General features: G+C 45.3%; 21 protein-coding genes. 10 read left to right on the top strand and 11 right to left on the bottom strand.

From position 1 onward, the window contains the following. Nucleotides 1–8: 8 nt before the first annotated feature. The 3 genes from ACVBIO_RS07240 to ACVBIO_RS07230 all read right to left on the bottom strand — a co-directional run bounded on the left by ACVBIO_RS07240 (nt 9) and on the right by ACVBIO_RS07230 (nt 3,841). Nucleotides 9–1,010 carry an ABC transporter substrate-binding protein gene (locus ACVBIO_RS07240; RefSeq protein WP_447172295.1) on the bottom strand — a complete coding sequence of 334 codons (1,002 nt, stop codon included), beginning with the start codon at nt 1,008–1,010 and terminating at the stop codon, nt 9–11. A gap of 464 nt (nt 1,011–1,474) precedes the next feature. Continuing rightward, nucleotides 1,475–2,683 carry an NAD(P)/FAD-dependent oxidoreductase gene (locus ACVBIO_RS07235; RefSeq protein ID WP_447172294.1) on the bottom strand — a complete coding sequence of 403 codons (1,209 nt, stop codon included), beginning with the start codon at nt 2,681–2,683 and terminating at the stop codon, nt 1,475–1,477. Between the two features lie 282 nt (nt 2,684–2,965). Then, the gene (locus ACVBIO_RS07230; RefSeq protein ID WP_447161824.1) at nt 2,966–3,841 is read right to left on the bottom strand and encodes a LysR substrate-binding domain-containing protein; all 876 of its coding nucleotides are present in this window, start codon (nt 3,839–3,841) and stop codon (nt 2,966–2,968) included. A gap of 345 nt (nt 3,842–4,186) precedes the next feature. Between ACVBIO_RS07230 and ACVBIO_RS07225 the strand changes: the two genes are divergently transcribed. The 5 genes from ACVBIO_RS07225 to ACVBIO_RS07205 all read left to right on the top strand — a co-directional run bounded on the left by ACVBIO_RS07225 (nt 4,187) and on the right by ACVBIO_RS07205 (nt 8,332). Next, nucleotides 4,187–4,453 (top strand): DksA/TraR family C4-type zinc finger protein, encoded by a 267-nt coding sequence (locus tag ACVBIO_RS07225; protein ID WP_447172293.1) that lies wholly within the window; start codon nt 4,187–4,189, stop codon nt 4,451–4,453. Between the two features lie 236 nt (nt 4,454–4,689). Then, a complete protein-coding gene (locus ACVBIO_RS07220; protein WP_447161823.1) occupies nt 4,690–5,820 on the top strand; it encodes an S-(hydroxymethyl)glutathione dehydrogenase/class III alcohol dehydrogenase in 1,131 nt (376 codons plus the stop codon). A 95-nt stretch (nt 5,821–5,915) separates the two neighbouring features. Beyond that, complete coding sequence (gene fghA / locus ACVBIO_RS07215; protein WP_447169666.1) at nt 5,916–6,755, top strand: S-formylglutathione hydrolase; 840 nt, start codon at nt 5,916–5,918, stop codon at nt 6,753–6,755. A gap of 200 nt (nt 6,756–6,955) precedes the next feature. Continuing rightward, nucleotides 6,956–7,282 carry a DMT family transporter gene (locus ACVBIO_RS07210; protein WP_447167106.1) on the top strand — a complete coding sequence of 109 codons (327 nt, stop codon included), beginning with the start codon at nt 6,956–6,958 and terminating at the stop codon, nt 7,280–7,282. A gap of 507 nt (nt 7,283–7,789) precedes the next feature. Further along, on the top strand, nt 7,790–8,332 hold the full coding sequence (locus tag ACVBIO_RS07205; protein WP_447172292.1) for an outer membrane protein: 543 nt from the start codon (nt 7,790–7,792) through the stop codon (nt 8,330–8,332). A 74-nt stretch (nt 8,333–8,406) separates the two neighbouring features. On the opposite strand, the gene ACVBIO_RS07200 is transcribed toward ACVBIO_RS07205, so the two are convergent. Continuing rightward, nucleotides 8,407–10,005, bottom strand: coding sequence for a ShlB/FhaC/HecB family hemolysin secretion/activation protein (locus ACVBIO_RS07200; RefSeq protein ID WP_447172306.1), 1,599 nt, complete (start codon nt 10,003–10,005; stop codon nt 8,407–8,409). A 229-nt stretch (nt 10,006–10,234) separates the two neighbouring features. After that, on the bottom strand, nt 10,235–11,455 hold the full coding sequence (locus ACVBIO_RS07195) for a threonine/serine ThrE exporter family protein (RefSeq protein ID WP_447164028.1): 1,221 nt from the start codon (nt 11,453–11,455) through the stop codon (nt 10,235–10,237). Nucleotides 11,456–11,668: 213 nt separating this feature from the next. Here ACVBIO_RS07195 and ACVBIO_RS07190 point away from each other — a divergent pair, with 213 nt between their 5' ends. The 3 genes from ACVBIO_RS07190 to ACVBIO_RS07180 all read left to right on the top strand — a co-directional run bounded on the left by ACVBIO_RS07190 (nt 11,669) and on the right by ACVBIO_RS07180 (nt 15,124). Then, nucleotides 11,669–12,067, top strand: a complete 399-nt coding sequence (locus tag ACVBIO_RS07190; RefSeq protein WP_447172291.1) for an MAPEG family protein — start codon at nt 11,669–11,671, stop codon at nt 12,065–12,067. A 249-nt stretch (nt 12,068–12,316) separates the two neighbouring features. Further along, nucleotides 12,317–14,656: a YgiQ family radical SAM protein gene (locus ACVBIO_RS07185; protein WP_447164027.1), complete on the top strand. Its 2,340-nt coding sequence runs from the start codon at nt 12,317–12,319 to the stop codon at nt 14,654–14,656. Nucleotides 14,657–14,782: 126 nt separating this feature from the next. Next, a complete protein-coding gene (locus ACVBIO_RS07180; protein WP_447172290.1) occupies nt 14,783–15,124 on the top strand; it encodes a YkvA family protein in 342 nt (113 codons plus the stop codon). A 30-nt stretch (nt 15,125–15,154) separates the two neighbouring features. Here the strand turns inward: ACVBIO_RS07180 and lpxL are convergent, their stop codons facing one another. Then, nucleotides 15,155–16,084 (bottom strand): LpxL/LpxP family Kdo(2)-lipid IV(A) lauroyl/palmitoleoyl acyltransferase, encoded by a 930-nt coding sequence (gene lpxL, locus ACVBIO_RS07175; protein WP_447161816.1) that lies wholly within the window; start codon nt 16,082–16,084, stop codon nt 15,155–15,157. Nucleotides 16,085–16,273: 189 nt separating this feature from the next. Between lpxL and ACVBIO_RS07170 the strand changes: the two genes are divergently transcribed. Next, nucleotides 16,274–16,858: a hypothetical protein gene (locus ACVBIO_RS07170; protein WP_447161815.1), complete on the top strand. Its 585-nt coding sequence runs from the start codon at nt 16,274–16,276 to the stop codon at nt 16,856–16,858. 122 nt (nt 16,859–16,980) lie between these two features. On the opposite strand, the gene ACVBIO_RS07165 is transcribed toward ACVBIO_RS07170, so the two are convergent. The 4 genes from ACVBIO_RS07165 to ACVBIO_RS07150 all read right to left on the bottom strand — a co-directional run bounded on the left by ACVBIO_RS07165 (nt 16,981) and on the right by ACVBIO_RS07150 (nt 22,541). After that, nucleotides 16,981–17,547, bottom strand: a complete 567-nt coding sequence (locus tag ACVBIO_RS07165; RefSeq protein ID WP_447161814.1) for a YSC84-related protein — start codon at nt 17,545–17,547, stop codon at nt 16,981–16,983. Nucleotides 17,548–17,714: 167 nt separating this feature from the next. Continuing rightward, entirely contained in the window at nt 17,715–19,775 is a 2,061-nt protein-coding gene (locus tag ACVBIO_RS07160; RefSeq protein ID WP_447172289.1) for a prolyl oligopeptidase family serine peptidase, read from the bottom strand. A 162-nt stretch (nt 19,776–19,937) separates the two neighbouring features. After that, entirely contained in the window at nt 19,938–21,482 is a 1,545-nt protein-coding gene (locus ACVBIO_RS07155; RefSeq protein WP_447161812.1) for an MFS transporter, read from the bottom strand. Between the two features lie 27 nt (nt 21,483–21,509). Beyond that, nucleotides 21,510–22,541 (bottom strand): HlyD family secretion protein, encoded by a 1,032-nt coding sequence (locus ACVBIO_RS07150; RefSeq protein WP_447172288.1) that lies wholly within the window; start codon nt 22,539–22,541, stop codon nt 21,510–21,512. 204 nt (nt 22,542–22,745) lie between these two features. Between ACVBIO_RS07150 and ACVBIO_RS07145 the strand changes: the two genes are divergently transcribed. Further along, nucleotides 22,746–23,339 (top strand): TetR/AcrR family transcriptional regulator, encoded by a 594-nt coding sequence (locus tag ACVBIO_RS07145; protein ID WP_447164022.1) that lies wholly within the window; start codon nt 22,746–22,748, stop codon nt 23,337–23,339. A gap of 38 nt (nt 23,340–23,377) precedes the next feature. Here ACVBIO_RS07145 and ACVBIO_RS07140 read toward each other — a convergent pair whose 3' ends face one another. Then, the gene (locus tag ACVBIO_RS07140; RefSeq protein WP_447161809.1) at nt 23,378–24,295 is read right to left on the bottom strand and encodes a hypothetical protein; all 918 of its coding nucleotides are present in this window, start codon (nt 24,293–24,295) and stop codon (nt 23,378–23,380) included. Nucleotides 24,296–24,305 lie beyond the last annotated feature (10 nt).

Below are 24,305 nucleotides of genomic sequence, written 5' to 3'. Positions count from 1 at the left end.
AGTGACTTTTAGAGATCGGCGATGGCCAATTTCACTTTAGTGGCCACCTCTGCGGGAACCCATTCAAGCCAAATATCTTGATGATTGATTAAGAAGTACTCGGCAGCGATAGTGCCATCAGCCTGATTATCTTCCATCCAGGCCAATAAGCGGTTCATCTGTGCATTGGTTAAGGCGCGCTTGCCAAGATACTCAAATGCAGACGTTGATTTTTTAGCGAATGCTGCGGTAGTAATTGTTTGTACCAAGGCAGCAGGGTACATAGTGACTTTAGGATCGGCACACTCTGCTTGAGAGATACAGTCACTAAATTCTTTTGCATCGACACCACTACCAAAGTCCACTTTGACCATTTTGTACTTGCCTAGTACCGCAGTGGGCGCCCAATAGTAGCCAAACCAAGGTTGTTGACGCTCATAAGCTCGGGCAATCGAGCCCGCTAGACCGGCTCCTGAACCGGGATCGATAAGATCAAACCCAGCATCACCGAGCTTGAGTGCGCGAAAGAGGTTTTCTGCAGAGAGTTGGCAGCCCCAGCCTGCAGGGCAGCCATAAAAGGCACCGCGCTCTGGATCTTCAGGGTGCTCAAAGGCTTTTACATTGGCGATCACTCCCTGAATGGTTTTCAGGCTGGGGTTTTTGTCGACCATGTACTGCGGCACCCAAAACCCCTCTTCACCGCCATCAGATAGCGACTTGCCGGCAATAACCAAACGCTTGTCAGTGACTGCTTGTTCGATAAGCTCTTTAACGCTGTTACTCCAGATTTCAGGCGCGATGTCTGGCTCGCCTTTTTCAACCATAGAGGTGCTGGTGGGCATGGTATCACCAGGGGTTAACTCGGCTTCGCAGCCATAGCCATGTTGTAAAATAAAGCGGTCAACGTTAGCGATTAATGAAGCAGAGCTCCAATTCATATCGGCGATAGTGACCTTGCCGCATTGTTCTTGGGCTAGGGCTTGATGTGTTATGCCGCTAAGAAGGCAGCCAATTAACAGTATACGTTTCATAAGAACTCCGTGCTTGAGGTTAGCGATCCTTTGCGCACGTGCCGTCTCTGTTAATCATTAGAGTTCAAACTAGAGGCAGTGCTTCACTTTTTCTGGTAGCAGCCTTGTTGCAGTCTAGTAAATTAGTTTGCAACAGATTTAAGGCTAGTATCGATCAAAATTAACACAGCTGCTTGGTGGTTAACAGTTAAGCAATCTTGCTTTGTGGTGTAGGGCAAAAAATACCTGCTAGATATGTTTAGAGTTCGAACTACTTTCTACAAATAGGGCTATTCACTTACAGGGTTACTCTATTGGCTTTCGTGCTCTCGCGTTATTGGCTCTACTATGATTGGCACCACGATTAAAGTTGGTCAGCGGTATGAGATTAGAAATTAATGGCTAATATTCAAAAAAACCGCTTATCGAAAGATAAGCGGGCTTTTTTTAGCTGTAATTTACGCAGGTAATTGCAATAGTTCTGCTTAAGCGGGTTTAAACAAACACTTTAGTCGTTTGAAAATAATCAAACGCGAAATGGTTAAGTAACCACTAACCGTTTTTTGATGTAAACGGAAAATCGTATCGTAGAGGCGGCGCACTAAGCGGCCTTTTAAGATTAACCTGTCATTCATCATGGTGCTAATTGCAAAGTTATGCCCGATAGCGACCACCATTCCGCCGTCGTTGTAGACAAAAGGTTTGAGTGGCTTCCCCTCTAATAGGGCGACTAAGTTTTTAGCTAAATGCACTGCAGCGCGGTTAGCTGCCTGAGCTTTAGGTGGTACTTTGCTACCATCTGCTTGTGGAATTGCGGCGCAGTCACCGAGTGCAAAGATTGATGAATCAAAGGTTGTAACAAGCGTTTGCTCAACAACCAGTTGGTTAATCGAGTTGCTCTGCAGGCCGCCTATCTCTTTTAGCCAGTCAGGGGCTTTAATACCTGCTGCCCAAAACTGCACATCGGCATTGAGCACTAGGCCGTCGCTGGTGAACATACGATCGGCTTCAACGCTAGCGATGCGAGTATTAAGCATCACATTAATCTGATATTTCTCAAGTCTCAGTAGCGCTTGCTCAGACATTTTAACTGGGCCGTTTGGTAATACTCTATCGGCGGCTTCAATCAAGTTGATATTAAGCCATGCTGCATAAGGATTTTCGCTCAGTTCTGCACTTACTTTGGCAAGCTCTGCTGCGAGCTCTAGACCCGTCGCGCCAGCACCGACAATGTTGATGCTGCAATCTTTACCTGATCGCAGCAAACTGCTGATTTTGTGCCAGCTATCACGGGCTTGTTCTGGTGTGTCTAAGAACAAGCAGTGCTCTTTTGCACCTTGGGTCGCAAAATCATTACTGATCGCGCCAATGGCGATGATTAGGTAGTCGTAATCGAGTGTATCTGTTTCACCATTAGGCTTACGTACGGTGAGTTTCTTTGCTGCTCGATTAACGTCAGTCATCCAGGCTTGATAGTGCATGTAACCATTTTTAGCACCATGGCTAAAGTAACAAAGACTATCAAGATCGGTATCAAAGGTACCAGCGGCTATTTCATGAAACCGCGGCTTCCAATAATGGTGGGTTTCGCCTTCAACCAAAATCACTTCATCTTGGCTATTCACACTGCGACCTAGCATACTTGCGATTTCAAGGCCTGCTGCGCCGCCACCAACAATAACAATACGAGACATAGTAATTCCTCTAAGCATCAACAGATGCCGATGTAATTTGATAAGAGCCTTAGGACTAAAAGGGGATACGAAAGGTATGACCGAGTGCAGGGCTTTAGATGGCGCTCATTATAGTTACCGTTCTTTTTGGAACAATTAGCTCAAAAGGTAAATTACTTTTGCACACAGGTAACAATTGTTGGGTGAGGAATTATTGTTTATTGATTTTTAAGCATTTTACTTGAATTTTGTCATATGTATTTTGACCCACGCTCTGGGGTGTAGGTCAAAATAGTGGGAGTGCTAGGCTTGTTTAAGGCCGTGGCTTAAGTGATCAAGTAGCATACGTACCTTTGGTGAGAGGTGGCGATTTTGCGGATAAAGCGCCCAAATCCCCTCTTCTGGTTGGCGGTTTTGCTCAAGCAAAGGCGTTAGCTCGCCTGACTCAATAAACGGCAATACGTAATAATCGGGCAATTGTACTATGCCGATGCCTTTAATGGCGGCATCAACTAAAGCGTGGCCACTATTACAACTTAAACTGCCTCTAACGCGTACATTTCTGGTTTTGCCATTTTCTTGAAAGCGCCAATAATCCATGGTGCCGATTAGGCAGTTGTGCTGATCTAGCTCTGATAGCGAGTGCGGAATACCATAGGTTGAGATATAGCTAGGCGACGCGCACACATATTGGGTACGACTGCTTAGCTTCTTGGCCATCATGCTTGAGTCTTCTAAGTGTCCAAGTCGAATCGCCAGATCGTAACCTTCATCAACTAAGTCTAACTTTTGGTTGGTTAGATTGAGTTTGACTTCCAGCTCTGGGTAGAGCGATGCAAAGTCATTAATTAATGGCGCCATGGTCATTTCGCCATAGGTGACCGGCGCGGTGATTTTGAGTAACCCGCGTGGGCTTGTCTGCAAATTAGTAATTGCACGCTCGGCTTCTTCTAAGCCATCTAATACTTGGCGACAATGTTGATAATAGATGCGACCAACTTCGGTTACCGATACCTTGCGGGTGGTGCGGTGAAACAGCTTAGAGGCCAGTCTGGTTTCAAGTGCACTAATTTGGCGGCTGACTTGTGCGGTTGATATCCCCAATCTTTGTGATGCCTTGGTAAAGCTTTCTGCTTCAGCAACGGCGACAAACTCACTCACACCTTCCCAATTGAACATGATGACTCCTTATGCGACAAGCTGACTCAGCCTTTATTACTGTATGGTAAAAGAGATTTGTATTAAGAGCTAATTATCATTCTATTTGAAATAAATATAATGAGCCTCATCAAAAGGTGAGTCATTGTCGCTAATCAGGTTAGCTAACCTGCAGCCGGGTGACATGGACTGCTTATATCTGGAACTGTCTATATCTGGAGCGACTTCGCTCTCAGTTCGCGCTGGTCACTCAAGGGCGAAATACAGTGGATTGTTAGACGCAATCCCAGCCTTCGACTATAGATTAATAGGCTGCTAAATCGACTTATGCTCAGCAACCGCGAATTGTCATAGAGAGGTACTAACATGGCTGGTGGATGGTCAAGAGATGGTGCGGTGCAAGATCAAATCGACAGCAGTGTCGACGATGCCGTGTCAACCGCTAGAAGTAAACTGGTTGGCGGGATTAGCCTGCAACATTGTGAAGAGTGTGGCGAGCAGATCCCTGAGGCTCGACGTATGGCGGTGGCAGGTGTACGACTCTGTGTTCATTGTCAAAATGCACTCGATGGTGCTCAGGCAAAGCAACAGCTGTTTAATCGCCGAGGCAGTAAAGATAGCCAGCTACGTTAAATTTGCTGTGGCAAAAACCAGTAGAGATTAATTTATAACATGGCTTTGAACTAGCTCAAGCCCTAGAAAGCATTTCAGTAAATAATGAAGCCACGTTCCTAAAGATTATTACCATATGGTAAAGGTAAATTACCTATTGATGGGATTATCAATATTGAACAGGTCGTTATAATCTTTGCCATACCCACAGCGGTGACACGCCGTATATAAAAGTTTATTAAGAGTAGGAATACAAGATGACAGCACAAACAATCAAATCAAAAGCCGCAGTAGCTTGGGCTGTTGGCCAGCCACTATCTATGGAAATCGTAGATGTAATGCCACCACAAAAAGGTGAAGTGCGCGTTAAGATGATCGCCACTGGCGTGTGTCACACCGACGCATTTACATTATCGGGCGACGATCCAGAAGGCATCTTCCCTTGTATTCTTGGTCATGAAGGTGGCGGTATTGTTGAGTCTATCGGTGAAGGTGTCACTAGCGTTAAAGTAGGCGACCACGTTATCCCACTTTACACTCCTGAATGTGGCGAATGTAAATTCTGTAAGTCTGGTAAGACTAACCTTTGTCAGAAGATCCGTGAAACTCAAGGTAAAGGTTTGATGCCAGATGGTACTAGCCGTTTCTCTAAAGATGGCCAGATAATCTATCACTACATGGGCACTTCAACGTTCTCTGAGTACACAGTATTACCTGAAATTTCGTTAGCGAAAGTCAACCCTGAAGCGCCACTTGAAGAAGTTTGTCTTCTAGGCTGTGGTGTCACAACCGGTATGGGCGCGGTAATGAACACCGCTAAAGTTGAGGAAGGCGCAACCGTTGCTATCTTCGGTATGGGTGGCATTGGTCTGTCAGCGGTTATCGGCGCAGCAATGGCTAAAGCGTCACGCATCATTGCTATCGATATCAACGAAAGTAAGTTCGACCTAGCCCGTCAATTGGGTGCAACTGACTGCATTAACCCTAAAGACTATGACAAGCCAATCCAAGATGTGATTGTTGAGCTGACTGATGGCGGCGTTGATTACTCATTTGAGTGTATTGGTAACGTTAACGTCATGCGTAGCGCACTTGAGTGTTGCCATAAAGGTTGGGGCGAGTCAGTGATTATTGGTGTTGCAGGTGCAGGCCAAGAGATCTCAACGCGTCCATTCCAGTTAGTGACGGGTCGTGTTTGGAAAGGTAGTGCATTTGGTGGCGTTAAAGGCCGCTCTGAATTACCAGAGTACGTTGAGCGTTACCTTGCAGGTGAGTTCAAGTTAAGTGACTTTATTACTCATACAATGGCGCTTGAGCAAGTTAACGAAGCATTTGATCTTATGCACGAAGGTAAGAGTATTCGTACAGTAATCCACTTCGACAAGTAATTAAGTCATATAAAATAACAAGCGCTTTCGGGCGCTTGTTGTTTTTAAGAGGCTTGATTGCTCTCGATGTAAAAATTTATAGGAGTCGGCATTAAATGACCGTTGAAAATATCAGTGTCAACAAGAGCTTTGGCGGCTGGCATAAGCAATATAGCCACCAGTCTACAACCCTAAATTGCGCCATGCGATTTGCGGTTTATCTGCCGCCTCAAGCGTCAAATGGTAAAAAAGTTCCCGTGCTTTATTGGTTGTCAGGGCTAACCTGCACCGATGAAAACTTTATGCAAAAAGCCGGCGCACAGCGAATGGCTGCTGAGCTGGGTATTGCGATTGTTGCGCCAGATACCAGCCCTCGAGGCGATGATGTTGCCGATGATGCGGGTTACGACTTAGGTAAAGGCGCGGGCTTTTATGTCAATGCTACCCAAGCACCTTGGAATCGCCATTACCGCATGTACGATTATGTGGTTAATGAATTGCCTGCGCTTATTGAGTCTATGTTCCCGGTGAGTGATAAGCGCTCTATTGCGGGTCACTCTATGGGTGGCCACGGTGCGTTGGTGATTGCCATGCGTAACCCACAGGCTTATCAATCTGTGTCGGCATTTAGCCCGATTGCAAATCCAGTAAATTGCCCTTGGGGCAAAAAGGCATTAACAGCCTATCTAGGCCGTGATACCACAACTTGGGTTGATTACGATGCCAGCCTATTGATGCGTAAAGCGACTGAATTTGTGCCAGCTTTAGTTGATCAAGGTGAGGCTGATGACTTTCTTATCGAGCAGTTAAAGCCAGAAGTACTAGAGGCCGCAGCTAAAATGAGCGGCTACCCGCTAACGCTAAATATGCAAGAAGGTTATGATCATAGCTATTACTTCATCTCTAGCTTCATTGAAAACCACTTACGTTTTCATGCCGAGCATTTAGCGCAGTAAAACGCAATTTTCACCCGAAATACCGACGCTATAAGCCGCCAATAGGGCGGCTTTTCTATTACCTTTAAAAAGATTATTACCCAAGAGTAAAAGTGATTTGTATTGAAGGGGGATTATCATTATTTATCAGGAAAATATAATACGGATATTGATTTTAAACGCCTTTGCAAACAATTGCGGAGCACAATTAAGGTAATAAAATGAGCTGGATGTTTCTTTTTCTGGGTGTGGTGGCAGAAGCCTTGTCTCATGTGGCGTTAAAAGCCACCGATGGTTTTAGTAAGCCGTTACCTGCCGCTTTAGTGCTTCTAGGCCACCTAACGGCATTTATCTTTTTAGGCCAAGCGATGAAGGGCATGCCTGTTGGTGTAGTACACGCGCTTTGGGCGGGGTTGGCCATTGTTACTGTGACTTTATTGTCGGCGCTATTTTATCGCGAGCATTTAGATATGACGGCGTGGATTGGTATGGTGCTGGTGGCGGCTGGCGTGATGATGATTAATGTTTCACAAGGACACAGCCATTAACCGCGAATATTGCTGTTTAACTGAGACGACTATAAATTAAATCGAATGGTTGATTTTACATGTTGGTTTGATTGATTTTGCTCAAGGGGATTTGTGATATCGAGTTTGGGCAAGGTTACTGCAGGTGTTGATTCAGTTTTAACGGTGTTAGCTCCTAATGATGAAGTCACAGATAAAGGGCATTTTGTTTTAGTGTCTTAAAGGTGCGTTTATGGTTGCGCTTTTCATTACAATAACATCGCTTATTAACTGGTGACGCCACACATACACAGATTGCCACCTTGCTGTCCGCATATGATTAATAAGAGTATATTTTTGTTATTGAATACTTATCTCGCTATCTACTTAGCGTTGAGTCAATGATTCAGAATTGAGTTGTTGATTGTCATAATTTTCGATACAAACTGATTGCCAACAACCTGTTTTTCCTCCTCCAATAAGTCGCTAATCTAACCTCAATGTCGCTTACACAGGGTAAGAGATAAAATTCAATTGAGAGTGAGGTTGATGATGAAAGCAAACACTATTTTAGCAAGCGTATTATGTTCAGGCTTAATGATTAGCAGCGTTCAGGCCGTTGAAGTCGATTTTTTTGCGGGTGCGGCTGCTGGCTACCAAATGGATAAAGTTGATGGTGCGGTAAGCCATGACACTGAAGATATGTCTTGGCAGGGGCGTATTGGCGTGCTGATTGAACAGCAGCATCGAATCACTGGTACCTTTGCTTATATGGAGGATGAGTTCTCCAATTCATCAGCTGACTATAAACAAGAGCAGTATAGCTGGTTGTTGTCTTATGATTACCTTATCCCTGTACATAAAGATGTAAACCTATTTTTGGGTGTTAGCGCGGGTGTGAATGACAATAAAATTGCCGGCCGCTCATCCACAGACTTTGTATATGGCGGACAAGCTGGGGTGCAATATAAATGGACAGAAAACTTATCATCTGATTTAGGTTATCGATACTTAGCGCAGGATTATAGTGAAAACGGTATCGATATTGATAATAGCCAGCAGATCTATTTATCGTTAGATTATAAGTTCTAGGCAACTCCCTAACGCTTAATGAACTAGGAATGGCTAAGTGGAATGGACTCCGCTTGCTAGTATTTTTAATACGTCTAAAAGCGATTTTTTACCTGAAAGCGCCATTCCCAACTATTCACTTCAACCCCGGAGGTGAATGGCATACTTATATCAATATGAGCGACATTACCGTAGCTTGATTTTGATGAGTAAATCCTTGCACCAATACCAACGCTGCCGATGGGGGAAGATACTGCGTTATTTTCATCGTCACCACCAAATGCATGACCTACATCGGTAAATACGGCCCAACCGAGTTCCGCTAATTGGTATAAATTGATATTAGGATAGTTTCTTATCTCTGCGGTAAAGGCCCATTGATTGTCACCATATTGGTAATCATTGGGGTAGCCACGAACCCCAGTGTCATCGCCAAGAGCAAAAGGTTCATCCAAGTAGTTATTTTGTGAGGTGCTTAATCTGAGCTTCGAATAGGCAGTCCACTTGGGACTAATATGATAAAAATACTCGGCGGCGACATTGAGTTTATAGAAATCTTTTTGGCTGGTGGCAAATACGCCCTCACCATCCATCTCCAATAAAATCAGTTGATCCTCACCTTGGTAGCCGCGACTCGATTGCCAGTTTATGTGGTAACCAATCGGTGAGCTGTCGTTTAGGTCTCGGGTTTCGATACCTAGCTTAAAGTAATGCTGCCAACCAAAGTTAAAGTCCTCGTTGTAATTAATTAAATGCACATTCTTGAGGACTTTGAAATCATCTTGTAGATACTGATAAGCAAGCCATGGATAAAGAAAGTCTCTATCTTTTGGCAGCTCTGAGTTTGGGTAGCTATCGATATGGTTAAACTCGTGCTGGTCTTGAGTTATCCCGGTAATAAACCTAGAAACTTCCTCGCTATTGTGGTTTATCAGCCAGCCAAAACGGGCATTATTGTAGAAAACGGAGTGCTGAAACTCATTAATATCCATCCCGTTTTGTTTAAGGGTATCGACACGGAGATCATCTAGGTATTCGGCGGAATACATATGGCTGCCATCTAAGGTATAAAATGGTTTATTAAAATAAACATGTTTAGCCTGACCATCGCTATTATCGTAAAAGTCTGCGGCAATAGTGGCGTATTTTATGTAGTTAAATGGTGCCTCAACCCCAAATTTGTAACCCGTTCTGTCGGCATTTGACTGATATTTGATACGAGTACGGATACCGTAGCCGAGTAAGTTATCTTCTTTGATACCGATGGAAAACTTATTTTCACCGCCGCTTCGACTGGCACTAAAGGTGGGTAACAGTGACCAGTTATCCCAAGTTTCGACCAAGATATTTTCGCCTTCATCAGCAAGGTCTGCATCGGGAGCGGGTGCTGAGTAGCTAATTTTAGCGTCACGAATATAGGCCTGTGAGCGCAATATACGTTGTGCTTCGTCTAGGTCCTTTTGGCTGACTTCATTTCCTTCTGAAAAGCTAAGTTTGTCGCGGATCACTGAGTCTCGGGTGTTAATATGTAGGTAGTTAGCCCAGCGATGAATGAAAAAAGTATCGGGGTCGGAGAGATCAAAAATATCGTTACTCTTGATCACAATATTCTTGGTCGGTTTTTTTTGCTCGTAATCTTCAGCGTGGTTGTTATCAGGAACTGCAGTTTTATTTTCAGCCGAAGCAACATCCATCTGGATGCTAAAAAAGAACACTAAGGTGATGCTGAAAACCCGCTTCATTATGTCACTCTACTCCTTGGCGAGAATTAATAGCGGCTAAGGTGTAACAAAACTATAACACAGCGTAAGTGTAGATTAGTCAAGTCATAACAGGCAGTTTTACTTAATCAGAAAATGATTTAGCGCAATAAAAAAGAGCGCCTTTAAGCGCTCTTTCTTTGGTGATTATTGCTGCTAGCGCTTACAAGGTACGCCTTGGCGGAACGGCAACGTTGGCAAAAATTAAGCCTGCAATAATGGACATAAAAATTAAAAAAATCTGTATCCCCAAATGAGATTGGTTAAAGATGGTCTCACCGAGAATTAAGGTATTAAGGCCGATATAGGTTTTACTACCAGGTACTAAGATCACTATGCCTTGCAATAATGCGATAGAAGCGGGTGCCTTCATCCAACGAGAAAACAAGTTGGAGTATACGCCGACGGCTAATGCGCCAAAGAAAATACCAATCGATTCGCCAAAGTAAATCCCGCCCAATATCGCCGAGAAAAAAGCGACAATGCCAGCTAATATGCCCCAGGGGGAGTCTTTTATTCTGGCTTTAAAGATAACAACCAGTGCCGTAGATAAGATTGGCACTGAGATAAATGTCGCCCATTGAGGTAGTGCTTCAGGAGGAATATAGCTTGTCTCGCCAAATAACGCCTTGCCAATGGCCATGCCGAGGATCACCCCGAAATAGAGCTTAAATAGCAGCATGAAGGCATCCATCACCCTTGCCGTACCTGAGATAAGGTCACGCGCGGCGAGTTCAGCTAGCCCCAAAGTGAGGGCAAGGCCGGGAATAAAGATAATAATGCCGGACAAGATCACCACAGGGATATTAACCGAAGGGTCGACGCGTGCGATAGCGAAGGCTGCAATAGCGCAGAGGATCGCGGCAAGGGGCTCAAGCATTTCTGCCATACGTTTAGAACGTTCGGCGCGATAAACTAAACCGTAAACCATCAGGCCTAACATGCTAGACCAAAAAGCATCGTTCCAACTCGTGCCCATTAGCATGGCAAAGGCACCTGCCGATACACCAAAGGCGAGTAGGGTTAGTTTGGTACCGTATGGATTAGGTTTATTGGAGATCTCTTCTAGGCGTTCAAGCGCTTCACTGAGTGTGCGCTGACCTGACATGAGTTCTTCAACCAGTTCGTCGGTTCTGGCTAATGAGCCCAGATCTAGCTCACCGGGCTTCACTCTGGCGACGTGGTTATACTCTTGGTCTTCGTCGTGTTGTAACACAAAGGTCATCGCGGTTGGCGAGATCAAGAAGTAACCTTCAATGCCAAGCACGTTAGAAACACCTTGTAGGTGAGTCTCTAGGCGATAGGCTGGCGTACCAAATTTATGCAGTGCTTTACCGAGCCGTATGATGAAACGGCGCTTTTCTAAAAATTCTCGATTATCCACAATCTTGCTTCGCTGTAGGTGACTTCAGGATTATTTATTTTTATTAAACAAATGCTTATATTGTTTTTATCGTTTGTTCTATACAGATGTTTATTTGCCCTGTTTTGACGAGCGCATCTTAACCTATTTGAGCTAAAAAGGTTGCCATTTATTTTACATAATGTTCGATAATTGTAATGCTGTGGTTTTGCTTGCTACTGAATAGGTCAACGTATGCCACTTGCTATATCCGCTTTGTTTATCAGCCTTACTGCACTGTTAACGATTGCGCTCTCTTTTAGGGTAATAAAACTGAGGCGCAGACATAAAATTGGTCTCGGTAGTGCGGGTAATGAGTCACTTGAATTGGCGCAAAGAGTGCACGCTAATTTATTGGAAAACGCGCCTATTACTTTGTTGCTGTTCGTGGTTGCAGAGATGAATGGCACCGGTGCGCTATTACTTTACGTATTTGGCACGGTATGGATTGTTGCTCGTTTGCTGCATGCAATTGGGTTAACTCAGGGGCGAGGCGGTTATCATTTCGGTCGTTTTTGGGGCATCTTGTTAACTTGGGCTGTGATGTTAGCTCTAGTGCTGGCAAATTTACTGACTTTTATCTCCAGTTTATAGCGCTTAGCCAATGTCAGCCAAAAGCTAATAAGCCTTATTGTATCGACTTCAGTACACTGTAAAGTCAGGCTGAATAATACCCACAGCCAAATTATGGGATAAGGGGCTATACTAAAAAAAGCATCAACTTGATGCTTTTTTAGTCACACCTTGCAGGCGGAGCCTGTTATACTCCGCGTCCCCAACGTGAGAGTAACGTGGGGCGCGAAATCTGCGTAATTTTTGTATTTCAGTTAGGCTGCCTAATCCATGCAAGTAGAATCCACGTTATTTACCTTTCCAAAGTATCGCCCTGAGCTTACTCGCCCAGCGCCCTTCTTGCCTATGTCTCGCAAAGAGATGGCTAAGCTAGGCTGGGATAGTTGCGACATCATTATCGTCACCGGCGATGCGTACGTGGATCATCCAAGCTTTGGTATGGCAGTAATTGGCCGCATGCTCGAAGCGCAAGGCTTTAGAGTCGGGATTATTGCCCAACCTGATTGGTCAAACAAAGAAGACTTTATGAAGTTAGGTAAGCCTAACCTCTATTTTGGTGTGACCGCCGGTAACATGGACTCGATGATCAACCGCTATACGGCCGAGCGGCGTATGCGTCATGATGATGCCTATACCGCAGGAAATATTGGCGGTAAACGCCCCGATCGTGCCGTAACGGTTTACACCCAGCGCTGTAAGGAAGCCTTTAAGAATGTGCCTGTGGTGATTGGCGGTATCGAAGCGAGCTTACGCCGTATCGCTCACTACGATTATTGGTCCGATAAAGTGCGTCGTAGCGTTATTTTAGACGCCAAAGCAGATATCTTGGTTTACGGTAATGCTGAGCGACCTTTGGTGGAGTTGTCACACCGTTTAGCCGCTGGCGAGCCTATCTCTGAGCTGCATGATATTCGCGGCACGACAGTTATTCGTAAAGAGCCTTTGCCTGAGTGGAAGGGCATGGATTCACGAAAAATCGATCAACTACATAAAATCGATCCAATTCCTAACCCGTATGGTGCCGATGATGTCGGTTGTAAAAACCTGTCGGGCCCAACGGATGAGAAAATATTCGATAATGATGCGCCAAAGGCGATCAGTATCCAACCTGCCAGACCTAAGCCTTGGGAGAAGACTTATGTCTTACTGCCTAGCTATGAAAAAGTATCTGAAGATAAGTTTTTGTATGCCCATGCCTCGCGTATTTTGCATCAGGAGCAAAATCCCGGTTGTGCGCGCGCGTTATTTCAAAAGCATGCCGAGCGTGCCATTTGGGTTAACCCACCGGCATGGCCGCTGAATACTGATGAGATGGATGGCGTATTTGATTTAGCTTATCAGCGCGTACCGCATCCATCTTATGGCAAAGAAAAAATTCCTGCCTACGACATGATTAAGACCTCAATCAATATTATGCGTGGCTGCTTTGGTGGCTGTTCTTTCTGTTCGATCACCGAGCATGAAGGACGAATTATTCAAAGTCGTTCTCAGGATTCGATCGTTAAAGAAATTAAAGACATTCAAGATAAAGTGCCTGGATTTACCGGGGTGATCTCCGATCTGGGTGGCCCAACGGCCAACATGTATCGCTTAGGCTGTTCTAGTGTTAAAGCTGAAAGTACTTGTCGTCGTTTATCTTGCGTATTCCCGTCAATTTGTGGGCATTTAGATACCGATCATCAAGCGACTATCGACTTGTATCGCGCCGCTCGAGATGTACCAGGGATTAAAAAGGTATTGATTGCCTCTGGGGTGCGCTATGACTTAGCCACTGAAGATCCGCGCTACGTTAAAGAGCTGGCAACCCATCACGTGGGTGGCTACCTGAAGATTGCTCCAGAGCATACCGAAGAGGGACCGCTCAATAAGATGATGAAGCCGGGAATGGGCACTTACGATAAGTTTAAAGAACTTTTCGATAAGTACTCAAAAGAGGCGGGGAAAAAGCAGTATTTGATCCCTTACTTTATCTCGGCGCATCCAGGCACCACCAATGAAGATATGGTGAATTTGGCGCTATGGCTGAAAGGCGAAAAGTTCAAGCTGGATCAAGTGCAGAACTTCTATCCATCACCCATGGCAAACGCAACGACGATTTACCATACCGAGCTGAACTCACTTAAAAATGTGAAGCACAACAGCGAACAGGTTTCGGTACCGAAAAAAGGCCGCCAGCGTAAGTTACATAAAGCTTTGTTGCGTTATCATGACCCAGCAGGCTGGCCGCTTATTCGTGAAGCGCTTATCGATATGGGTAAAGAAAAGTTAATTGGTAATGGCCCATCTTGCTTAGTGCCAGTAGAGACGCGCCAGGAGCGTGAAGCGAACCGCAACAATAAGAAGCTCAATACTAAAGATGACGGTAAAGGTAAAAAAGCCTTTACCCGTTTCTCTGCTGATCAGTTTGATGACCGCAAGTCTGGGCAGGGTAAATCTGCTCAGAGTAAGCCGAGTCAGAATAAGTCAGGCCAGAGCAAAGCGGCGAACGCTAGCACGGCTAAGCAAGGCGCTAAAACAGGTGGTCAGGGAAATCCAAATTCAAATAAAGCAGCTGCCAAGCGACCGCCTAAAAAGAATGCTTGGGGAACCACGCCGAAACACCAAAGGTAACGCACCCAGAGTAAAACAACGCTTGGGACACTCAACTGTCCAAAGCATCAGCGATAAGCTTGCTGTAGCTAATTAAACTAAAATAAGGGAATATCAAGGATATTCCCTTATTTTTTTGGCTGGATCATGACTCAAGAAACGAATGACACAAACGATTATAGCGATGAGAACTTTTGGCTGAAGGTGAAAATGTTTGCCAAAAAAGCCGGACGTGAAGTGATAGATAATGCGCTGTGTTTATATTATGCCGCGAAGCGACCAGATACGCCTAAGTGGGCGAAGACGGTGATTTTTGGTGCCTTGGCTTACTTTATCTCGCCGATTGATGCAATTCCAGACTTAACCCCTATACTGGGATTTTCCGATGATCTCGGGGCATTAGCTGCTGCGCTGGCTATGGTATCTATGTATATCGATGATGATGTCAAAAACCAAGCCGCCGAAAAGTCGTCAGCCTGGTTTGATTAGTGAAGCATTGATACAGAGAGGCTTCACCGGTTAATACAAAGAGCTTTCGCCATCAGGGCGGTTCTTAAAGCGCCTATGTAGCCACATATATTGGCTTGGCTTAGCCATAATTGACTCTTCAACAATCTTATTAATAAAGCACGCGCCCGCGTGTTCATCTCCCTTAGGAAACTTATCTATCATTGGTTCTTTTATAGTGAGAGTGTAGTGGCCACTGTCGTTGTTACGTACAAAAACAACAGGCACTATGGCGCAGTTGGTGTTATCCGCTAACAAACTGGTGCCAGTGGTAGTACAAGCATTTTCAACTGCGAATAACGGCGCAAAAGTCGAGCGACGGCGACCATAGTCATGATCCGGTGCATACCACATGAAGGCACCATCATTGAGCGCTTCCAGCATAAACTTGACGTTCTTGCGATGAATCAACGTATGCCCACCTTGCGAACGTCCTTTTAGCTGGAAGTAATCAAAACATGGATTGTTGTTAGGGCGGTATACCGCCATGCCCTTTGCATATTGGCCAAATGCGCGGCCACTAAGCTCAAGGTTGAGTGAGTGCACGGCAATTAGCAGTGCACCACGACCTTCAGCCTTTAGTTTGTCGATATGCTCCATGCCAACTACAGTGGTGTGTTTAGCAATACGTTCATTCGACCAAAACCAAGCCATACCGGTTTCTAATAGGGCTAAGCCGGTGTTTTCAATATTCAGTTTGATTAAGTTATCGCGCTCAGCGTCACCCATATCTGGAAAGCACAGTTCAAGATTGCGCTTAATGGTGTGCTGGCGCTTCTTCATAAAGCCGATGACAATACGGCCAACAAGCTTACCTAAGCGTATTTGAATCGCATAAGGCAACAGACTGCAAAGAAAGCTAAGGCTAACGATGAGTAATACACCCCAATATTTGGGATGTAACATTGCGAGCGAGAAGGTTGGAACTGTGTACTTACTCATGAGGGGTTGAGCTTTTAGTGATACTGAAAAATGTCGCGCGAGTATACGCCATGTTTAGAGGTTGAGCGCTGTCTTATATTCGTTAATTGCGCTAAAACCAAGGCACAGCTTGATTTATAAAGACTTTAAGCTTTCAGCTAAAATTTATCTCTTTGTGATAGTGTTAGTCACAAATCATCGGAGATAATAATGAAAACAATAAAATACTCACAAATGGCCCTGTTAGCGGCGAGTGGCTTTGCATTGCCTGCAATGGCAGTGACCTCAGAACAGGCTGCTTTTTTCGATAATCTCGCTGCTCATTGTGGCAAAGCGTTTGAAGGAACTGTTACTGCGGGCAATAGCGCAGACTCGGCATTTAGTGGCAAGAAGCTTGTTATGCATGTGCGTGAATGCAGCGATACAGTACTTAAGGTGCCATTTCATGTGGGTGATGACCACTCTCGTACTTGGGTGATAACTAAAACGCCTTATGGCCTGCATTTAGCTCATGATCACCGTCATAAAGATGGATCTGAAGACAAGGTGACTATGTATGGTGGTATGACAGCCAATATGGGCATCGCTACTGAGCAGTCATTCCCCGTCGATGCTTACTCGATTAACAACTTTAGAGAAAATGCTTTAGATGTGTCGGTGACTAACGTGTGGCACATGTACGTCAAGCCGCAAGAATTTACTTACCGTTTAACTCGTGAAAATCGTGATTTTAGAGTCGATTTTGATCTGAGCAAGCCAGTGGCATTGCCACCAGTGCCATGGGGGCATAAATAACGAATTCTTATCCTGTAAAGGGGTGTGAAGAATGTGATTTACCTCGGTTCTAACTTTGAAGGACCTAGGACCTAGGTCCTAGGTCCTATCCGTCTCTGCATTTCCTAGAACCTTCTTGTTCTCTACTTTTCTTCAAAAGTAAAAGATTGCCCTGCTAGAGCAGCTTCAAACATTAAGCCGCCTTTGGCTACGGTAAATACCGCCATACCATTAATATAGGCGGCAGTAGCAGCACTTTTACCGGCGCCCGCTGAGTTACCTGTGGTACCAGCCTGAGCATTGGCACCTATGTTGATGGCAACGGCCGAAGCTTGAGCGCCAAATTCAAAACTGCCACTGGTAAAGTCTTTATAGGCGGCCTCATTTTTAAAAAAGATGATCTCGCTGTAGGCCTGACCACCGAGCTGAAAACCAAAAGAAATTTGAGTTAGGCTGGTATTACCGGCATAGCTGCCAGCACGATACACTTGTCCTTTACCATAGGCGGCACCAATACCTATACCGCCTTTTCCTACCGTAGGAAATAGTGCGTAACCATAAGCGCTGTCAAAGAATTTTTGGGTTTCATTGGCTTGCTGAAAAGTGCTCTTAGCTTGCGCATAGCTGTCTTCTGCGAGCGCCTGCGGCGCTATCAATACGCTAGCAAGTAGACATAAGCTAGCGGTGACTCTTTTAATAAAACCTATCATTGGATTCTCCTCATTCCATTTTCGCTATGTCATAAACTGCTTAAACCTTAGCATAGCCTTACTGAACGGAAAGTGAATACACTTTTACAAAGCGATTGTTATCTAAAAAATTAAAGCGCCAACAGGGCGCTTTAATAGAGTTAGCTAAACGATGATAAACAGCGCGTTTACTCTACAGGCTGGCCTAATACATAGTGATTAAACCATTTTTGATCCCACTCCATCTTAGCCTTGCGGTGCTGGTATTTACTTAAACCATGGCCTTCATCGGGGTAAACGACTAACTCTACAGGTACATTGAGGTAGTGTTGAAGAGCGCGATACAAACCTTGTGCATGACCCAGTGGTACACGCTGATCGCCTTCACCGATGTGAATTAACGTTGGGGTTTTGATGTTATTAGCATGGGTCAATGACGAGCCATGATCATAGGCTGCAGGCTTTTCCCATGGCAGGCCTTCCATAAAGTTAATCACATGCCCCGGAGTATCTTCAAGCATCCACTGCAGGCGCTGATCGAATACGCCAGCGCCAGAGCTTGCGGCTTTAAAACGATTATTGGTACTGATAATCGCATTGGTTAGATAACCGCCGTTACTCCAGCCCATCACGGCCATCTTGTTGCCATCGACAATACCATCAGCGATCAATTGATCGACACCGGCCATGATATCTTTGACTTCGATATCATGCTCACGACCAACAAGATCGGTTAAGAACTTATCGCCATAGCCAGTGGAGCCACGGTAATTAGGTGAAAGTAGAGCCCATCCATTAGCGGTGAAGGTCGAACGTCCGTAAGATCTATGCTGCAGGGCATAAGGCGTCGCTGATGTTGGCCCCCCATGAATTTGCACGATTAATGGCAAGGGGCCATCTTCTTTTTTGTATCCAGCCGGTAGATCGAGTATGCCTTCAACCACACTACCGTCTGGCGCCGTCCATTTAACAATAGAGACCTGCGGCAGTTTCCAGCTATCAACTTGTGGATTGATATTGGTTATACGTTTAGCCTTGGCACGGCTACTGTTGGCATCTGCAATAAACATGTCAGAGAAATGATCTAAGCCGTTATGGCTAAAAGCGACGGACTTACCATTTTGACTAAAGCTATAACTACCGATCACCATGTCACCGGGAATTACGCTGCGAGTATCGCCTTGTTCGCCATCATCGATTTCAGTACAGAACAGTTTAACGCGGCCATGATCGGCGCCGCGATAGCAGATCTCATCACTGTTTGGCCGCCAAGTAAGATCGCTTGAGTTCAGTGTCACATCGTCTGGGCGAGAGATCTCAAGCGATGGTTTATCTGTGGCTTTGGCATCGGCAATAAATAGCTGGCCTGGATGACCGTCGAAATCGATTCTAAACGCTAATTCGGTATTGTTGTCTTGCCAAGCAAGGCCGAGCAGCCAGCCATATGGCGAAGGGGCATTGTCACGCCATTGGGTGTCTGCCAGCACGCTGTTCTGCTGGGTGGTCGTATCGAAAATTTCAACATCAGACCAACCTTCTAAGAACACCAGTTCGTTATCTGTGGTGGTGATACGGGCTATCTTGCTGCCATCTTGGCTAACCTTAAACTCCCAAACAACCTTATCGTCATCTAGGAGTAATGTCTGCTTAAAATGCTCAAGGTCGAGCTGATATAGTGGATTGGTTTTTTGTTCGCCGTGGCCATACTTTGGAGCGCTGTGATCGGCGCGCATTGCTGCCCACTGATCTTTATCGGTTGTGGTTTTAGTGGTTAGAAAATACAGGCTTTTACCGTCATGACTGAGCTCAAAGCCTGTGACGCCTTCGGCTTCTTTAGTCATAGGTTGGCTATCGCCACTTGAGATGGATAAACGGAAGACTTGAGTTTTACCGTTGAATGGTGCCTTTGCACCTTCTTGCTTTATTTTTCCTAGGTAGTAAACGTATTCACCGTCTGGGCTCCACTGTGGGCTAGACTCGCTCTCGTTAGTAAAGGTCAGACGCTTTGGTTGGCGAGACTGAGTATCAACTAACCATAAGTCGCGCTGGCTTTTATCAAGCTCCTTGTCCCAGCGGGACTCTAACCACACCGCTTGCCTACCATTCGGGCTAAGGGTTACTGCGCCCATATTACCGATATCAAAGAAGTCATCAATGCTGATGTCGTGCGTTCTCTCTACCGCCATGGCGGAGAAACTGCTGCCGAACAGTGCGGCAGCAAGCAACGATAGCTTGTGTGATTGTTTCATGTATTAATTCCTACCCTTCAATAAGTTAACTTGCATTTATTATTTTTTTTTTGATATTTTCTTGAAATAAGGGCTAATACACTAGCGTAACTTTTACGCGGTTGGCTATGAAAAAAATTCATTCAATGGTGTTTATTTGTGATAAATCAAAAACAGACTTAGTTAATCTTCCGGCTGCTGATTAGCAGACTTTGCCACTAACTTTTTACCTATGATCAAGATAGGGGCAAGCACAAACAGCGAGATAATAAACCACTGGAAATTATTGCCTCCTGCAACGGCTGCCGTTTGTAGTTGCAGTTGGCTGGAAAGCAAGCTCGCGACTCGCTCTGGCGTGGCTTCCAACATCCCTTGGTTCAAGACTTGAGTCATGGCCGTTTGATACTGGATGAAATTGCTGTTCATTTGATTGAAATTTTCGCCTAGCACACCCATGGTGCTGGTGGACTCAATACTCATCATTCTAGAGAACAACGCCATGCCCATCAGACCCCCTAAGGTTCTAAAGAGGTAGAAGTAACTTACGCCCTGTGAAATATGCTCTTTTTTAAAACTCGATAAAATAGAGATAGACACGGTGACATTGAGCAAGCCGACGCCAAGCCCGCGTAAGATCAATGCTGGCAGCATATCACTTGCGCCACTACTGGCGCTGCTACCTGATAGCGAGACGCTCGAGAGCAAGATCATTAGCACACCAATGGGCACCACAGCATCGGGTTTGAGTCTTGGGTGATTACAGATCCAGATACTAATAAGTAAGCCGACAAACATGCTGGCAAAAGCGGGCACTTGCAGCCAGCCTTGCTCGCTATGGCTGTAGCGCAATACACTGCCAAGGTAAACGCTGATCAGCATAGAAGTGCCAAGCACGGCAAAGCCTGCAAGGGCAGCGTTGTACATCGACACTTTATTCTTTAGCGGGCTTAATACATCGCTACGAATGAACTCGCCACGACCAAGCTGCTTCGCGATAACGAATACACATAAGAGAATCAATGCCGCGGTGACCAGAGTCATCTGAGTAAACTCTGGACTATCGAACCAGTTATAGTACTGGCCACGCATCAAGACTAGCGTGATCCCGGTGATGGCAGCGCTCATGGTAATCGCTTGTAGCGCGTTAAATTTCAGGACCTGTATCGCGTCGATATAATCGAGTGGCCGTAACCATAACCAGGCCAAAATGAGCAGGTAAAGGCTCGATTGTGCCGCAAAGATGAGTTGCCATAAGGCGTTCTCGGCTAGCTCGGCGATAAGCCAAGGGTAGACGCCCATAGGTAGCAGAGTTGTCATTAGCATCATGCAACCTTCAGCAATAGCTATGTCCTTAAGTGACAGGTTACGCAGCACCAACACCTGCACTGCCACTAACATACAGCTTGCTGCAATCCCGATAACGCCCCAGCCAATAAAGTGCCCCACGACATTGCTGCTAAAACCTAATAGTAAACTGCTTAACAAGCCAAGAGCGGTGCCCATGGTTAGCAGGCGCTTTGCGCCTATGCGGTAACTTAGCCATGAGGCCAAAGGCAGGGTCAGTAATTGCGCTAAGATATAAGCAATATTGAACCAAGAAGCATTGTCAGCCGATAGGCTTAATGTTCCGGCAATGTTACTGGCACTGGCATTGTAGATAGCCGAGGTGATGCCAAATGGGATCATTGCCAGGGTCACAATTAGCATAAGTTCGAGGCGGCGGTTCATGGAATTAACTCTGAATAAGTGAAAGACTTAGCTATTGGTGCTATTGGTGTTAATCGTGACTTCTGCCGATAGCCCTGGAACGACTCGGCCTTTTAATGCCGACGGGATCATCAGTTTGATCTTTACTGGTACTCGCTGCACCACCTTGACGAAATTACCGGTGGCATTGTCAGGAGGCAAGAGGCTGAACTGCGCACCTGTTGATGGCGAAGTGCTGCTCACCGTGCCAGTGAGTGTTGAGTCAGGGAACATATCCAGTATCACCTCTACGGCCTGTCCGGGTTGAATATGGGTTAGCTGAGTTTCTTTAAAGTTGGCTTCTATCCATAATTCACCGGTTGGCACAATGGCCAATACGCCAGAACCTGCTTGGACAAACTTACCGAGTTGTAGGGCGCGATTACCGATCCGGCCAGAGATCGGCGCTAGAATTTGGGTATCTTGCAGTTCTAGTTCGGCTAGCGCTAAGCTTGCTTGTGCTTGTTGCTGCTGTGCAAGAATGTGAGTGCGATCTGTCTCTAGGTTAATAAGCTGCTGCTTGGCTGCTGATAACTTAAACTTAGCCGCCTCAAGGTTGGCATTGGCTATGCGAGCCTTGTTCGCTTGCGCATCGTGCTGTGTTTTGCTGACAGCATCGGTCTTAACCAATTTTGCATACCTAATGAGCTCCTTTTGCTCGAAGTCATGGTTCGCCTCTGCGATCTCCAAATGAGCTGCAGTTTCGTCGATATTGACGTGTTGTAGCGCGGTGCGACTCTGGTTGCTATCGAGTGATGCACTCGCCATGGCTAACGCCGCTTTAGCCTGGTCTCGTCGGGCGACGTAATCTCTCGGATCTATGATTGCCAGTACGTCTCCGGCTTTTACCATTTGGTTATCTGTTACAAATATTTTTGTGACTCGACCAGAAGCCTCGGCGCTTATCTGGGTGATCTCACCATGAACATAGGCGTTATCGGTTTTTTCGGTATCAGCATTACTGACAAAAGTGTTAGCCGTCATTGCAAGAGTCGTGACTAAGGCAAGGGTGATAACGATGGCTTTAATTTTGGCGTTCATATTTTCTCATTAACTTATCGTACTGTACTGGACGGTACGATAAGTTATTTGGTATAACTAGATCAAGTTAAATTTTAACCAAGGTTCATAAAAGATCGTTTGAGATCGCAAATTAGCCTTGAGCAAGCTTATGGGTTACTTGGCTTAAATTGCATGAATAACACAGACCTGTTCTAATTAGGCTCATACAGGAGAGGTACTTGAATGCGTCCATCTACGCTAAAGAAACAAGAAAAAATTATCGACGTAGCGACTCAGCTTTTTTTTGAGCAGGGTTACGCCGACACGAGTCTAGATCAAATTATTGAGGTGTGCGGTGGCTCTAAGCAGACCCTTTATAGCTATTTTGGTTGTAAGCGCGGAATTTTGATTCAGGTGGTCACTCGCTGTACCGAACAGGTGGGCAGTGCTTTTCAATTTGATGCTCAAGCGGATTTAGCTGAACAGCTTAATCAGTTTGGCTACGAATACCTTAAGGCTTTGTGTTCTCAGCCTATTATCGATATATATCGGATTATTGTGACTGAGTCTCGTCGAGATAAAGAGCTGGTGGATTTTTTCTTATCTCGTGGGCCCCATCGTTTTTATCAAATGTTGAGTGATTTTTTACAACTACAGGCTATTCAAGGACAGTTGAATATTGACGATCCTGCCCAGACAAGCAGTCAGTTGATCGGGCTTTTGCGAGGTGATTATTACCAAGATGTGGTCTTGGGGTTAGGTGTCCCTTCGGAAGAGGAAATTAAGCAGTATTCGGCGCAAGCGATTAAAATTTTCCTACATGGCTGTAAAGCCTAACGAATATGGACCTATCACGCCGTGGACTTCAGCAAAGCCTATGGCGGGTTATTTTTCTGATCCTCTTCTTTCTCCTCCAGCATTAACTGCTGCAAATAAGCGAGCTCTTCAGAGCTAAGTAGCTGTTGGCTGGCCCGCATCGGTTGTTTCGGATGTTGTTTCGAATGTTGTTGAGTGAGTTTGCCGCGCAAAAAGGCGGCTCGGGTGATCTGCTTGAGGCCGTAAATAGCCAATATATAGACAGTCAATAACAGGGCTAACTTGGTCGCGGCTTGGTTGATAGCAATAAACCTATCGCCAAAGTAAAAAGGCAAGATCACCAATACCGTCCTGATAAGCCAATTGCCCATTAACGCGAGAGTTAGCACCAACAACCAGCGAAACTTAATATCTTTGAGGCTATCTTGATGCACTCTTGATACTCGGCCGGGATAGCGGCTAAGCATTTTAATGATGTAATAAAAATAGAGCCCAGTCTGAACAAATAGCATGGCAGGAAGTACCATGCCTAAAAGGCTTAAATCAGTCAGAGTCGGCGGCTGACTCAGTTTAATTTCAGGCCAATTATGCTCAAAGGTGATTCGGTAACTGGTGGCTAATACCACAATAATAGCGATGATAACGGCGGGGTAGAAGTGACGTGAAAAACCGATTGGCCGTTTTATTTCATTAAGGCTGCGGTCGCAATAGAGGTAGAGCAGGGGCATCATTAAAAAGTAGACGGGAATAATTAAGATGAAAAGTAAGTGGATGGGGGCAGGGGCGTTATTTATGTTGAGTAACCCAGTAAAAAAATACAGCGCCATTAAACTGAAAATGCCACCCAGAATTTTATGGTTACCACTTTGCTCGGTGTAAATGTAGCGGATATACAAGCCTAGCCCGAGGCAGTGTAGACCGCCAAGCAATGAGAGCCACCAATAACCTTGAGAGAAGAACTCACTAAATTCATTCATGCCGATATCA

It is taken from the genome of Shewanella sp. 0m-8 (genome assembly GCF_052977265.1).
Note: the sequence above shows the minus strand (reverse complement) of the source record. Positions and strands in the feature narration are given on the sequence as shown.